General features: G+C 61.6%; 13 protein-coding genes. 9 read left to right on the plus strand and 4 right to left on the minus strand.

Annotated elements, in window-relative coordinates; translation table 11 throughout:
- Together nirD and FFM53_RS03285 are read left to right on the plus strand one after the other, a co-directional pair.
- Entirely contained in the window at nucleotides 1-336 is a 336-nt protein-coding gene (gene nirD, locus FFM53_RS03280; RefSeq protein ID WP_017960132.1) for a nitrite reductase small subunit NirD, read from the plus strand.
- The gene (locus tag FFM53_RS03285) at nucleotides 337-2994 is read left to right on the plus strand and encodes a nitrate reductase (protein ID WP_138390856.1); all 2658 of its coding nucleotides are present in this window, start codon (nucleotides 337-339) and stop codon (nucleotides 2992-2994) included.
- A gap of 65 nt (nucleotides 2995-3059) precedes the next feature.
- Here FFM53_RS03285 and FFM53_RS03290 read toward each other — a convergent pair whose 3' ends face one another.
- Together FFM53_RS03290 and FFM53_RS03295 are read right to left on the minus strand one after the other, a co-directional pair.
- Entirely contained in the window at nucleotides 3060-3737 is a 678-nt protein-coding gene (locus tag FFM53_RS03290; protein ID WP_138390857.1) for an HAD family hydrolase, read from the minus strand.
- Nucleotides 3738-3852: 115 nt separating this feature from the next.
- Nucleotides 3853-4170 carry a hypothetical protein gene (locus tag FFM53_RS03295; RefSeq protein WP_138390858.1) on the minus strand — a complete coding sequence of 106 codons (318 nt, stop codon included), beginning with the start codon at nucleotides 4168-4170 and terminating at the stop codon, nucleotides 3853-3855.
- Between the two features lie 213 nt (nucleotides 4171-4383).
- Here FFM53_RS03295 and FFM53_RS03300 point away from each other — a divergent pair, with 213 nt between their 5' ends.
- From FFM53_RS03300 to FFM53_RS03320, 5 genes are all read left to right on the plus strand, one after another.
- A complete protein-coding gene (locus FFM53_RS03300) occupies nucleotides 4384-4707 on the plus strand; it encodes a hypothetical protein (protein ID WP_138390859.1) in 324 nt (107 codons plus the stop codon).
- 263 nt (nucleotides 4708-4970) lie between these two features.
- Nucleotides 4971-6422 carry a cryptochrome/photolyase family protein gene (locus FFM53_RS03305; protein WP_138390860.1) on the plus strand — a complete coding sequence of 484 codons (1452 nt, stop codon included), beginning with the start codon at nucleotides 4971-4973 and terminating at the stop codon, nucleotides 6420-6422.
- The gene (locus FFM53_RS03310) at nucleotides 6419-7753 is read left to right on the plus strand and encodes an NAD(P)/FAD-dependent oxidoreductase (RefSeq protein WP_138390861.1); all 1335 of its coding nucleotides are present in this window, start codon (nucleotides 6419-6421) and stop codon (nucleotides 7751-7753) included. Before FFM53_RS03305 ends, FFM53_RS03310 begins: the two co-directional genes overlap by 4 nt.
- A complete protein-coding gene (locus tag FFM53_RS03315) occupies nucleotides 7750-8601 on the plus strand; it encodes a DUF1365 domain-containing protein (protein WP_138390862.1) in 852 nt (283 codons plus the stop codon). Before FFM53_RS03310 ends, FFM53_RS03315 begins: the two co-directional genes overlap by 4 nt.
- 90 nt (nucleotides 8602-8691) lie before the next feature.
- Entirely contained in the window at nucleotides 8692-9951 is a 1260-nt protein-coding gene (locus FFM53_RS03320) for an SAM-dependent methyltransferase (RefSeq protein WP_017993721.1), read from the plus strand.
- On the opposite strand, the gene FFM53_RS03325 is transcribed toward FFM53_RS03320, so the two are convergent.
- Together FFM53_RS03325 and FFM53_RS03330 are read right to left on the minus strand one after the other, a co-directional pair.
- The gene (locus FFM53_RS03325; protein ID WP_138390863.1) at nucleotides 9952-10785 is read right to left on the minus strand and encodes an SDR family NAD(P)-dependent oxidoreductase; all 834 of its coding nucleotides are present in this window, start codon (nucleotides 10783-10785) and stop codon (nucleotides 9952-9954) included.
- Between the two features lie 98 nt (nucleotides 10786-10883).
- Entirely contained in the window at nucleotides 10884-11543 is a 660-nt protein-coding gene (locus FFM53_RS03330; protein WP_171598934.1) for a ChrR family anti-sigma-E factor, read from the minus strand.
- Between the two features lie 226 nt (nucleotides 11544-11769).
- Between FFM53_RS03330 and FFM53_RS03335 the strand changes: the two genes are divergently transcribed.
- Both FFM53_RS03335 and FFM53_RS03340 read left to right on the plus strand, forming a co-directional pair.
- A complete protein-coding gene (locus FFM53_RS03335; protein ID WP_138329915.1) occupies nucleotides 11770-12807 on the plus strand; it encodes a cysteine synthase A in 1038 nt (345 codons plus the stop codon).
- Nucleotides 12808-12813: 6 nt separating this feature from the next.
- A complete protein-coding gene (locus FFM53_RS03340) occupies nucleotides 12814-13551 on the plus strand; it encodes an alanyl-tRNA editing protein (RefSeq protein ID WP_138390864.1) in 738 nt (245 codons plus the stop codon).
- Nucleotides 13552-13564 lie beyond the last annotated feature (13 nt).

The raw sequence follows: 13564 nt of genomic DNA on the forward strand, positions 1-13564 counted from the left end.
ATGGACATGAACTGGATCGCAATCGGTGACATCTCCGACATCCCGCTGCGCGGGGCGCGCTGCGTGAAGACGCCGCAAGGCAAGATCGCCGTCTTCCGCACGGCCGAAAACGAGGTCTTCGCCATCGAGGATCACTGCCCGCACAAGGGCGGCCCGCTCTCCCAGGGCATCGTCCACGCCAAGTCAGTCACCTGCCCGCTGCACAACTGGGTTATCTCGCTGGAAACAGGCAAGGCGCTCGGCGCCGATGAAGGCGAGGTCCGGACGATCCAGGTGCTGAACGAAGACGGCAGGCTGTTCATTGCTCTGGAAAGCCTGATGATGGCGGCGGAATAGATGGCGGCGGAGGTCAAGACCACCTGTCCCTATTGCGGTGTCGGCTGCGGCGTAATCGCCACGGTCGACCAGGCAGGCGCAGTCAGCGTCAAAGGAGATCCCGAGCATCCGTCGAATTTCGGCCGGCTCTGCTCGAAGGGTTCAGCCCTTGCCGAAACCATCGATCTCGATGGCCGGCTTCTCTATCCCGAGATCGAAGGCAAACAGAGCGGTTGGGACGAGGCGCTTGACCTGGTCGCCCGCCGTTTTTCTGAAACGATCGCCGAACACGGACCTGACGCCGTTGCCTTCTACGTCTCGGGCCAGTTGCTGACCGAGGATTACTATGTCGCCAACAAGCTGATGAAGGGCTTCATCGGCTCCGGCAATATCGACACCAATTCAAGGCTCTGCATGTCCTCTTCCGTGGCGGGGCATCGCCGCGCCTTCGGCGCCGATACGGTGCCCGGGACCTATGAGGATATCGAACTTGCGGATCTGGTGATCCTGACCGGCTCCAACCTTGCCTGGTGTCATCCCGTCATCTACCAGCGGCTTGCCGCCGCAAAGACGGCACGGCCAAACATGCGGATCGTCGTCATCGATCCGCGCCGGACGATGACCTGCGACATCGCCGACCTGCATCTCGCCATCCGTCCTGATGGCGACGTTGCGCTGTTCATGGGACTGCTTGCCCATCTCGCGACTAGTCCGGCAATCGACCAGAATTATATCGGCGCCCATACCGAAGGTTTCGGCGACGCTTTTGCGGCCGCCGCCGCGCTTGATATCAATGATCTCCTGGAACGGACCGGCCTGCCCACCATGCAGATCAGGGAGTTCTTCCGCCTGTTCGAGACGACGCCGAAAGTCGTGACGTGCTACAGCCAGGGCGTCAACCAATCCTCCTCCGGCACCGACAAGGTCAATGCCATCCTCAACTGCCACCTGGCGACCGGCCGCATCGGCCGCCCCGGCATGGGACCGTTTTCGCTGACCGGCCAGCCGAACGCCATGGGCGGGCGCGAAGTCGGCGGTCTCGCCAATATGCTTGCCGCCCATATGGCGATCGAGAATGCCGAAGACCGGGACCGTGTACAGCGCTTCTGGAACTCGCCAGTCATCGCCGCGAAACCCGGCCTGAAGGCGGTCGACATGTTCCAAGCCGTGGCCGACGGACGCATCAAGGCGCTCTGGATCATGGCCACCAATCCCGTCGTCTCGATGCCGGATGCCGACAGCGTCGAAAGCGCGATCGCCGCCTGTCCCTTCGTCGTCGTGTCGGACATCCTCAAAGAGACGGATACGACCCGGCACGCAGATGTGCTTCTGCCCTCGCTCGGCTGGGGCGAGAAGGACGGCACCGTCACCAATTCCGAACGGCGCATTTCAAGGCAACGGCCGTTTCTCGACATTCCCGGCGATGCAAGGGCCGACTGGTGGCAGCTTGCGGAGGTCGGACGCCGCATGGGATTTGCCGCCGCCTTCGAATTTGATGCGCCGGACGCAATCTTTGCGGAGCACGCCGCGCTTTCCGCCTTCGAAAATAACGGCAGCCGCGACTTCGACATCGGCGCGCGCGCCGGCATAAACGGCGGCGCCTACGACGAACTATCGCCCTTCCAGTGGCCGCAGGCGGCAGGGACAGAACCCAGCATCACCCGTTTCTTCGCCGAGGGTGGTTTCTTCCATCCTGATGGCAAGGCGCGCTTCGTCGCGGTCAAACCGCCCGCAACTGATCGCACCAATGCCGAATACCCCTTCACCCTGAATACCGGGCGCATCCGCGACCAGTGGCACACGATGACGCGAACCGGAAAGAGCGCGCGGCTTTCCGCCCATATCGCCGAACCCTTTGCCGAGATCCATCCGCGCGACGCGATCGAGGCCGGTATATCAAGCGCGGGCCTCGTCGAGATCGACAGCCCGCACGGCAAGGCAATCGTCAGGGCGCTGGTGACCGATCGCCAGGCACGCGGCGGCATCTTTGCGCCGATGCACTGGAACGACCAGTTTGCTGCAAAAGCACGAATCGACGCCGTGGTCTCGCCGATAACCGATCCCATTTCCGGTCAGCCGGCATCGAAGAACGTTGCCGTCGCCGTCCGGCCCTTCCGCGCCACCCATTACGGTTTCGCCGTCTCCGCCACAAAACCCGCCACGCCCGACGCCGCCTATTGGGCGCTGGCAAAAGCCGCCGGCGGCTGGCGGCTGGAGCTTGCCTTCGCCGAAACCGTCGAAGACTGGACGGCCTGGTGCCGCGCGGTTTTCGCCATTCCGGCCGAGATCGAACCGCTTGGTTATGCCGACCGGCAATCCGGCGACCTCAGGCTCGCCTTCTTCGATGGCGAGGTCCTGCTTGCCGCGCTATTTCTCGCCCGCGAACCCGTCGCTGTCGCGCGCAACTGGGCGATCTCGCAGCTCTCCGCCTCGCACGGCGACCTCAGGAAACGCTTTGCGCTCGTTGCGGGTCGTCCCGGCGCAGGCAGGCCGGATCCGGGCGCCACCGTCTGCTCCTGCTACAGTGTCGGGGTCAACCAGATCGCGGCTGCCGTGCGCGGCGGATGTCACAGCGTCGAGGCGGTCGGCAAGGAAACCAGCGCTGGAACCAATTGCGGCTCCTGCCGTAGCGAAATCGGCAGCATCATCGATCGCTGTCTTGCCGCAGCCGCGGAGTGAACCGCGTCTTGCCGCAGCCGCGGAGTGAACCGCGCAAAGGCAAGCAGGACGCAGCCGGAGCACTGTCAGGCCGCGTTCGGGACGATCAGCATCCTGTGATCGGGGGAGATGCGGACCGAGATCTCGTCATAGGATGAAAGCGTCGGGTGCGGCGTCTCCATCGTTTGGTGATGTGTTGCCGTGATGACCATGACATCGGCACCCGCCGCCTCGCCGGCGGTAATGCCGGCTGCGACATCCTCGAACACCAGGCAATCCTGCGTACTGACGCCGAGGCGCTCAGCTCCCAGAATATAACATTGCGGGTCGGGTTTCCCGACCTTCACGTCCTCCGCCGTCACCATGAATTTCGGCACCGGCAAGCCTGCCGCCTCCAGCCGCCGGTGAGCAAGGCGCAACGGCGAGGAGGTGACGATCGCCCAGCGATCCGGGGGCAATGAACTCAGAAAGGTCGCGGCGCCAGGAATGGCAACGACGTCGCCGACATCGGCGATTTCGGCTTCGGTCACCAGCTTCGATTCATGTTCGGGATCGACTCCCGGCAGGTTCAGCCGGGTGATCGTGTCAATGCCGCGCGATCCATGCATCTTCGGCAAAAAGGTGGCGACATCGAGCCCATGGCGCCTTGCCCAGTCACTCCAAACACGCTCGGCCGCATGGATCGAATTGAGGATGGTGCCGTCCATATCGAACAGGAAGGCGGCATAAGGCTTCTCGAAGCCGCGGGGCATCGGCAGGGACAAAGGCGGATCCTTTTAAGGAGGGATGTCGGATGGTCGCTATCGATTGATGAAACGGCAAATCGTTGTGTTTTGCAAGCTTTCGACTCAACGGGTGACCGCCCCAAACTGCTTTCGCCTAGAAAGCGGCAGCGCTCGATGTTGCAATCAAGTCGCAGGAAAGCCGGAGACCGATCGGGTCGTTGCACAGATCATCGGCGCCGCCGGCGAGTTCGGGTCCGGCTGGAGCGTTGGCACGCAGGTAGGTCTGCGTCGTGAAGTCGACACGCACGGGAGCGGCGGTCCAAAGTGAGGGACGGCTGACGTCGATTGCAGAAATTTTAGCCTTGTCATTCCTGACGGCGTAGGAGGCGATCGCCATGCCACTCATCGTCAAGGTGAGTGCAAGTACGATCTGGAGACCGAGATCTGCGGCTTCGCGAAAGGAGATGAACATAGCGGCCTCATGCCACGTTTTTTTAGTATCTCCGCATGCAAGTAGGACATGTGCTGGCGCCGATCCAGCGGCATCGCCCGTTAAGGTTTACGCATAACCATGCCGGGTATGCCGCGAGGCTTGAATGCAGGTTGTCGGCAAATTTCGGAACAATGATTCCATCAGGCAGTTACCCCTGGGTCATCCAAGATGAAAATCAAAGGAGGATATCCCATGTCTAAGTCCCTTATCGCCGCTTCGCTGCTTGCGATCGGCATGGCGTCGTCAGCCTTTGCCCAGTCGAACCCCGATCCAATCGGGCCGACGAATGGCGGTTCGACTGATCCGAGTTCGGGTACCTATTCATCCGACTACACCAACGATGACAACGGCATTCGTCCGGTACCCGTCTCGCCGGTCGATCCGATGACGACACAGAGCATCGGCCGACCGACGATGGAGTGCCCCGGCATGCCGCAACAGATGTCCGGCGTCGATACGCGTGGCGGCCAGAGCGGCGCATCGATCAGCGAAGCCTGCCGCGAATACGACAACTAAAGCGCGTCGCGATCTTTCACATTCGCTTGTCGCGCTTTAGCTCTTTGTTTTTACGCATGTCGTTGTCGCAAAACCGCGGCACACTTTTGCGCGACATGCTTTAAGCGACAGACTCCCGCTCTCAGAAAAAGGCCGGTTCACACCGGCCTTTTTCATGCCGCCGACCGCCGTGAAAGCTTTTTATCCGCCGGATGAAACTTTTGATCCGGGCGTTCCGTACATCCGTAGCAGATTGCAAACAACACAGGCGGGGAACGGTTTTATTGGCAACGGACGCGGCAAAACCTGTTATCCTCTGGTTTCGCAAGGACTTGCGCCTTGACGACAATCAGGCACTTACCGCCGCCCATCGCTCCGGGCGGCCGATTATCCCGCTCTATATCAGCGAGCCTGAGGCAGCAGGCACCGGTCCGCTGGGGGCTGCACAGGCCTGGTGGCTGCATCATTCGCTGGAAGCGCTGGACAGGTCGCTGCGCAAGCGGCATGGACGGCTGGTGCTTGCATGCGGCGAGGCGCTCGAAGTGCTCTGCGCCTTTATCAGGGAGAGCGGTGCCGAAGCCGTCTTCTGGAACCGCCGCTACGATCCATCAGGAACGTCGATCGACATCCGTATCAAGCACGAACTGGAAAAGCAGGCGATCGAGGCGAGAAGCTTCGGCGGCCAATTGCTGCACGAACCTTCCCGGCTGATGACCGGCAACGGCACGCCCTATCGCGTCTACACGCCATTCTGGCGCGCACTGGAGGGCGACGGCGAACCGGAGCCACCGCTGGAGGCGCCGGCGAAACTGCGGCTGACATCGCAACTTCCGAAATCGGAAATGCTGGAGAGCTGGAAGCTGCTTCCGACGAAGCCGGACTGGGCAGGCGATTTCACCGATCTCTGGACACCCGGCGAAGATGGCGCGCACGAAAAGTTACGTGCCTTCGTCGAAGACGCGCTCGACGGCTACAAGGAAAACCGAGACTATCCAGCGAGGCCGGCGACGTCGATGCTGTCGCCGCATCTGGCGCTGGGCGAGATATCCCCTGCCCGCATGTGGGATGCCACACGCGGCCTGTCGCAACGCGTGCCGGCAGCCGACATCGTGCATTTTCGCAAGGAGATCGCCTGGCGCGAATTTTCCTATCACCTGCTTTTCCATTTCCCGCGCCTTGCTTCTGCCAACTGGAACGATCGTTTCGACGGCTTCGAATGGCGCAACGACAGCGGAGATTTCGAGGCGTGGTGCCGCGGCATGACCGGCTATCCGATCGTCGATGCCGGCATGCGCCAGCTCTGGCGCCATGGCTGGATGCACAATCGCGTGCGCATGATCGTCGCCTCCTTCCTCATCAAGGATTTGATGATCGATTGGCGCCGGGGCGAAGCCTGGTTCCGGGATACGCTCGTTGATGCCGATCCCGCCAACAATGCCGCAAGCTGGCAATGGGTGGCGGGCTCGGGAGCCGATGCCTCGCCATTTTTCCGCATCTTCAATCCGGTGCTGCAGGGCGAAAAATTCGATCCCGACGGCGACTATGTCAGGACTTACGTGCCGGAGCTTCGAGAGCTCGGGGCAAAATACATCCACCGGCCGTTCGAGGCGCCGAAGGGCATGCTCGACGAGGCCGGCATCACGCTTGGCCAAACCTATCCAAAACCGATCGTCGATCACGCGAACGCCCGAAACCGGGCGCTCGCCGCCTACAACGCAACAAGGGATGCCGCATGAACGCACACTTCCGTCCCGCTCCACGCCGGCTGAGGATCGCCGTCATCGGCTCCGGCATCTCGGGCGCCTCCGCAGCCTGGGCGCTGTGTCAGGTGCATGACGTTACGCTATATGAAAACAAGGCGCGGGCCGGAGGCCATACGGCGACAGTCGACGTGGATTATGACGGGGTTCAAATTGCCGTCGATACCGGCTTCATCGTCTATAACGAACAGAATTATCCCAATCTGACGGCGCTGTTTGCCGAGCTCGGCATCGCGACGCATGCAAGCGATATGAGCTTTTCGCTCTCGCTCGACCGCGGCAGACTGGAATGGAGCGGCGGCGGACTGTCCTCGATCTTCGCGCAAAAGCGCAACCTGCTGCGGCCCTCGTTCTTGTGGATGATCCGCGAGATTCTCCGCTTCAACCGCACCTGCCTCGAAGACCGCACCGCCGGTCATCTCGCCTCGCGCTCGATCGGCGATTATCTCGACTGGCGCGGCTTCTCGCCCGGTTTCACCAACAACTATCTCGTGCCGATGGCGGCGGCGATCTGGTCGACACCATCAGCACGCATGCTGCAGTTTCCCGCCGAGCAGTTCGTCAATTTCTTCGACAATCACCGGCTGATCTATCGCCGCCAGCACCAGTGGCGCACTGTGACCGGCGGCAGCCGCACCTATCTCGACCGGCTGCTTCGGCCGCTCGGCGAACGCGTGAAACTCTCCTGCGGCGTTCGCGGGGTCATCCGCTCCGAGCGCGGCGTCACGATCATCGACGAAACGGGCGACGAACACCCGTTCGACAAGGTAATCTTCGCCTGCCACAGCGATCAGACAGCCCGCCTGCTCGTCGATGCCACCGATCTGGAAAGCAGGCTATTTGCTGCCATTCCCTACCAGCCGAACCGCATCGTCCTGCACCGCGACCAATCGCTGATGCCGCAGCGGCGCAAGGTTTGGGCCTCATGGAACTATCTGCGCTCCAGCCGTGAAGACGGAAACGCGGACGTCGCCGCGACTTACTGGATGAACCGGCTGCAGGGTATCGACGAGAAATTCCCGCTATTTGTGACCCTTAATCCTGACCGTGAGCCGGACCCTCGTAAGGTGTTTGCCGAATTCACCTATGAGCATCCGCAATTTTCGGCGGAAGCCATGGGCGCGCAACAAGCGCTCGCGACCATTCAAGGACAGAATAATTGCTATTTCGCGGGTGCCTGGACGGGCTACGGATTCCACGAGGATGGTCTCGTTTCCGGTCTGGCGGCGGCTGAGGCCCTTGGCGGGATCATACCCTGGCGGACTGTCCGAACCTCCCGACACCCCCAACCGGATGCGGCGACATGACAGGGGGCGGCGAAAAACGTGGCATGGACGCGGCAGCCAACGGCGCCCCACCGGATGCCGCCGCAGCGCTCTATGTCGGCGAGATCATGCATCAACGCATGAAACCGTTCGGCCATCGCTTCCGCTACCGTGTCTTCTCGTTGCTTGTCGATCTCGACAGGCTGGACGAGGCTGGCCGGCTATCGACGTTATTTTCCGTCAACGGGCGCAATCTCGTCTCGTTCCAGGAAAAGGACCACGCCGATACCAGAAATACGTCGCTGCGCACCTATGTCGACGGGCTGCTCGCCGAGGCGAGGCTCGACCGCGCGGACAGGATCCTGCTCGTCTGTTATCCCCGCATTCTCGGCTATGTCTTCAATCCGCTCTGCGTCTATTACGCCTATGATGCCGGCGGCGTGCTCGTCGCGATGATCTACGAGGTGCGCAATACTTTCGGCGAGCGGCACAGCTATGTCTGCCCCGTCGGCCGTGGCGAGATGTCGGAAGGCGGGCTTCGCCAAAGCTGCGACAAGCTCTTCCACGTCTCGCCCTTTATCGGCATGACGGCGCGCTATCATTTCCGCATGCTGCCGCCCGGTAAAGAGATCCGCTGGCGCATCCTTGAAACAGATAGTGAAGGACCGCTGCTCTCGGCGACATTTTCCGGACGGCAGGTGCCTTTGACAAACGCTTCGCTGCTGGGCTTGACGGCGCGCATACCCATCCTCACTTTCAAGATCATGACCGGGATCCATTGGGAAGCACTCAAATTGTGGCTGAAGGGCGCGCGGTATGTCAGGCGTCCTGCGCCCCCACCTGAAGTCAGCGTCCGCCAAACCCGCCCGCTTGCGGAAGCGGCGGAATGACATTAGCGTTCGATGCAATGGTCGGGGGGCCGCGCGTATCATCAAGGGTGCTTCGTCCCTAACCGGCAAGAAAATGCTGGAGGAGGAGAAATGAGCAAGGCGCAGGACTGGAATCTGCTGGCTCGTGATGCGGTGACGCTGACGGCCGAAAACATGTCCCGCATGGTGAAGGGTCTGCCCTTCAAGGCGAAGCTGGCTCTGCGCGGACTTCTGCATATGCAGCACGGTTCGCTTGCCGTTACCCTTCCCGACGGCCGCAGGCTGCTGGTCGAGGGCAAGAAGGCCGGACCAAAGGCGGCGCTCAGCCTCCACAACTGGAACCTTGCCTATCGGGCGCTGACGAGCGGCACGATCGGGGTCGCCGAAACCTATATGGACGGCGATTGGGACAGCCCGGACATCGCCGCCTTCCTCGAACTCTTCCTCGTCAACGGCGAGGCCGTATACAGCTATGCGCATGGCAAGGGCGGTCTTGGCCGCCTGTTCGAGCGCGTCCGCCATTGGATGAACACCAACACCAAGACGGGCTCGAAGCGCAACATTTCCGCTCATTACGATCTCGGCAACGATTTCTACAGGGAATGGCTCGATCCGAGCATGACCTATTCTTCTGCACTCTATTCGACCGGCGCCAACGATCTGCAATCGGCCCAGAATGCCAAATACCGGGCGCTTGCCGAGGCAACCGGCATCGGGCCTGGCGATCACGTGCTGGAGATCGGCTGCGGCTGGGGCGGGTTTGCCGAATTTGCGGCGAGTGAGCTGAACTGCAAGGTGACGGGGCTGACGATCAGCCGCGAGCAGCTCGCCTTTGCCGAGGAGCGCATTCGCAAAGCCGGCCTCGATGACCGCGTGGAATTCCGCTTTCAGGATTACCGCGATGAGGCAGGGCTCTACGACCGGATCGTCTCGATCGAGATGTTCGAAGCGGTCGGCGAGAAATACTGGCCGTCCTATTTCTCCAAGCTCAGGCAATGTCTGAAGCCGGGCGGCAAGGCTGGGCTGCAGATCATCACGATTAAGGACGAGTCCTTCGACCAGTATCGCAGCAACCCCGACTTCATCCAGAAATATGTCTTTCCCGGCGGTATGCTGCCGACGCGCAATCATCTGGCCGAACTTGCCGGCAAGGTCGATCTGTCGCTGGTCAAGGACTTCGGCTTCGGGCTCGATTACGCCCGCACGCTGGCCGAATGGCGCGAGCGCTTCTGGTCGGTCTGGGAACGCATCCGCCCGATGGGCTTCGACGAGCGTTTCAAGCGGCTCTGGGAATTCTATCTGTTCTATTGCGAGGCCGGCTTCCGTGCCCGCAATATCGATGTGCGCCAGGTCGTGTTCTCTCGCCGTTGATCATTCCGCCGCATGCGGTGTCACCGGATGGCGACCAGCCGATGGCGGCCGCTCCCGCCAGCCGGTCACGCGGTTCACCAGCGTGAAATAAACGCTATAGGGGAGCAGGCGTGCAAGCTTCAGCATGGTGGTGAAGCGCTTCGGAAACGTGATCTCGAAGGCCTGCGATTTCAACCCGGCGGCAATCTCCCGGGCGGCCTCCTCGACCGATACCAGAGCCGGCATTGGAAAGGCATTCTTCCTCGTTGCCGGCGTATCGACGAAGCCCGGGCAGACGAGCTGGATGCGGATGCCCATCTTGTCGAGATCGAATTTCAGGCTTTCGGCCATATTGATCAGCGCCGCCTTGGTGGCGCCATAGGCAGCCCCCGTCGGCAGGCCGCCATAGCCGGTGACGGAGGAAACGATGGCGATCTGTCCCTGCCCTTTCGCCTTCATATGGCGGATCGCCGGCAGCAGACAGTTGACGACGCCGGAAAGATTGACGGCAAAGCTCTTCTCGAAATCGGTGCGGTTCAGATCCTCGGCATGAACAGGCAGGTAGACGCTGGCATTGAGGATCGCCATGGCGAGCGTGCCGTGCTCATATTCGATGGAGGCCATGACATGTTCCATGTCCTCGGCATCGGTGACGTCGCCGTCGAGCACAATGATACTGCCCGAGAGGCCGTTGGCTTCGGCTTGCAGTTCGACCAGCTTTTCGTGGCTTCTGGCCGTGACGGCGACCTTGTATCCTTCGCCGGCGAGCCTCAGTGCAAGCGCCCGGCCGATGCCTGAACTCGCACCCGAAATCCAGACGATTCCATGTTCGGGATGGGCAATGAAATCACGCATGACATGTTCCTCCGGGCTGCCTGATCAATGCGAAAACAGGTCCGGAAGTTCCTCAACCCCTCCGGATTTACGGCTCTATCACACTATTGTGGCTGCTTTCAGCCGATCAGGTCGCCGATCATCTGGCGGAAGGATCCGGTGAGCTTGACCGGTCCGTCCGAGACGGCAAAGGCGATGCAAGGCCTGTCCTTTTCGGCGACCGGCCGGTGGTCGACCGTCTCGTCGGCAATGGAGATGTCGCCGGGGCCGAAACGGCCGCGTTCATCGTTGAAGGCGCCGTCGAGAATGAGGATCAGTTCCATGCCTTTGTGGGTGTGCGCCGGCAAGGCGCGGCCCGGCCGAATCCACATCAGGCTGACCTCGCAGCCGTCCATGTCGAGCGAATATTCCCTGAAACCGGGCAATCGCCGGCGCCAGGGCACATCCTCGGCCTCGAAGCCCAAGAGAGCGCGCAACGCTTGCGGAAACAGCGCATTTTCTGGCCGCGCGGCCGTCTGCGGCGCCGAGACGGGAGACGCGGAGGAAAAGATCGCCGCAAGCCGCCCGTCGCGATCGGCAATGGCGGCTTCAGGCGCGTTTTCCAGAGCTTCGCCGGCCAGCAGCTCGAGGCTGTTCACCAGGCTGCGATTGTCCGGTTTCATTTCGAGATGAGACTGCACCAGCACACGCGCCGGCTCGGGCAAGGAGCCGGCAACATAATGCGCCATCAATGCATCGATCGTGTCGATCTGCTCGTGAACCATGTCGGTTTCGGTCACGCCCTGTTGCCGCGCTCCGTTTTCGCTTTGTCGTCATCCGTACGGGGAAAGTCAATCTTCGGATCACCCCTCACACGGCGGGATTGCGGGCCATGCGTCATTTCGGAGGAGGAAAGCCAAATTTTATCGCGGCCGACAGAGGTGTGGAATAGCTTTTCTTGCCAACTCAGCCTTGTGAAGGGAAAAGACCGTTCCTAAAGTAAGAGTTCGAATAGAGGCAGATTCCATGACCTTCCACCCCTCCGTCCTTGAAGCCATCGGCAACACGCCCCTGATCAAACTCAAGGGTGCCTCAGAGGCGACCGGCTGCACCATTCTCGGCAAGGCGGAGTTCCTGAACCCCGGCCAGTCGGTCAAGGATCGCGCCGCGCTCTACATCATCCGCGACGCAGAGCGGAAGGGATTGCTTCGTCCGGGCGGCGTCATCGTCGAGGGAACGGCCGGCAATACCGGCATCGGGCTGACGCTGGTCGCCAAGGCGCTCGGTTATCGCACCGTCATCGTCATCCCGGAAACGCAGAGCCAGGAAAAGAAGGACGCGCTGAAGCTGCTCGGCGCCGAACTCGTCGAAGTGCCCGCAGTTCCCTACAAGAACCCGAACAATTACGTGAAGGTATCCGGGCGGCTGGCAGAGCAGTTGGCGAAGACCGAGCCGAACGGGGCGATCTGGGCAAACCAGTTCGATAACGTCGCCAACCGGCAGGCGCATGTCGAAACGACGGCAAAAGAAATCTGGAAAGACACCGACGGCAAGGTCGACGGCTTTATCTGCTCGGTCGGCTCCGGCGGCACGCTGGCAGGCGTGGCTGCCGGCCTCAAGGCTTTCAAGGCAGACGTCAAGATCGGCATCGCCGATCCCGATGGCGCCGCACTCTATGAATTCTACCAGAACGGCGCGCTGAAATCCGAGGGATCCTCGATCACCGAGGGCATCGGCCAGGGCCGCATCACCGCCAATCTCGAAGGTTTCACGCCCGACTATGCCTATCGGATCCCCGATGCCGAAGCGCTTCCTTATCTCTTCGACCTCGTCGAGAACGAGGGCCTCTGCCTCGGCGGATCGACGGCGATCAACATTGCCGGCGCGGTCAACCTCGCCCGGGATCTTGGACCTGGTCACACGGTGGTGACGATCCTGTGCGATTACGGCAACCGCTATCAGTCGAAGCTCTTCAACCCGGATTTCCTGACGTCGAAGGGACTGCCCGTTCCGGGCTGGATGGCCAAGTCGCCCGATATCCACGTTCCCTACGAGCCCGTGTGAGACCCCATGCCCGTCAATGCCCTTTATCGTGACGACTTCTATCTCTCGACGTGCGAGGCGGTCGTCACCGCCGTTCACGAAGACGGGGGCATCGAACTGGACCAGACCTGCTTCTACGCGACATCAGGCGGCCAGCCCGGCGACACCGGAGAATTCGAGCGCGCTGACGGCAGCAAGATCGCGCTCGGCCAGACTAAACATGGTCCGAGCAAGGATGTGATCATCCACGTGCCGCTCGAAGGTGCGCCGCGGCCCGTGGTCGGCGAGACGCTGGTGCTGCATGTCGACTGGCCACGCCGCTACAGGCTGATGCGCATGCACACGGCCTGCCACCTGCTTTCCGTCGTCTGCTCCTATCCGATCACCGGGGCTGCCGTCGGCGAGGAGGAAAGCCGCGTCGACTTCGACATGATCGAGACGATCGACAAGGACGCGGTGACGGCCAAGCTGATGGAACTGGTCGGCCAGAACCATCCGGTCACTCTGCAATGGATCACCGACGAGGAGCTTGTGGCCAATCCCGATATCGTCAAATCGAAGAACGTCCGCCCGCCGATGGGGCTCGGGCGCGTCAGCCTCGTCTGCATCGGCGAGAACTCCTCGATTGACAGCCAACCCTGCGGTGGCACACATGTTTCCGAGACTCAGGAAGTCGGCCGGATCCATATCGCCAAGATCGAGAAGAAGGGCAAAGAGAACCGGCGCTTCCGCATCCGCTTCGGCACGCCCGGCGACGAAGCCTGACCATCAAGGGAGA

The sequence above is a fragment of the Rhizobium indicum genome (genome assembly GCF_005862305.2).
Lineage (GTDB): Bacteria > Pseudomonadota > Alphaproteobacteria > Rhizobiales > Rhizobiaceae > Rhizobium > Rhizobium indicum.

What these genes read in the sequence shown, in the direction of transcription:
- nirD (WP_017960132.1), top strand. Translation starts at nt 1, where the DNA reads ATGGACATGAACTGGATCGCAATCGGTGACATCTCCGACATCCCGCTG.
- FFM53_RS03340 (WP_138390864.1), top strand. Translation starts at nt 12,814, where the DNA reads ATGCCCGTCAATGCCCTTTATCGTGACGACTTCTATCTCTCGACGTGC.
- FFM53_RS03315 (WP_138390862.1), top strand. Translation starts at nt 7,750, where the DNA reads ATGACAGGGGGCGGCGAAAAACGTGGCATGGACGCGGCAGCCAACGGC.
- FFM53_RS03325 (WP_138390863.1), bottom strand. Translation starts at nt 10,785, where the DNA reads ATGCGTGATTTCATTGCCCATCCCGAACATGGAATCGTCTGGATTTCG.
- FFM53_RS03295 (WP_138390858.1), bottom strand. Translation starts at nt 4,170, where the DNA reads ATGTTCATCTCCTTTCGCGAAGCCGCAGATCTCGGTCTCCAGATCGTA.
- FFM53_RS03335 (WP_138329915.1), top strand. Translation starts at nt 11,770, where the DNA reads ATGACCTTCCACCCCTCCGTCCTTGAAGCCATCGGCAACACGCCCCTG.
- FFM53_RS03300 (WP_138390859.1), top strand. Translation starts at nt 4,384, where the DNA reads ATGTCTAAGTCCCTTATCGCCGCTTCGCTGCTTGCGATCGGCATGGCG.
- FFM53_RS03310 (WP_138390861.1), top strand. Translation starts at nt 6,419, where the DNA reads ATGAACGCACACTTCCGTCCCGCTCCACGCCGGCTGAGGATCGCCGTC.
- FFM53_RS03320 (WP_017993721.1), top strand. Translation starts at nt 8,692, where the DNA reads ATGAGCAAGGCGCAGGACTGGAATCTGCTGGCTCGTGATGCGGTGACG.
- FFM53_RS03285 (WP_138390856.1), top strand. Translation starts at nt 337, where the DNA reads ATGGCGGCGGAGGTCAAGACCACCTGTCCCTATTGCGGTGTCGGCTGC.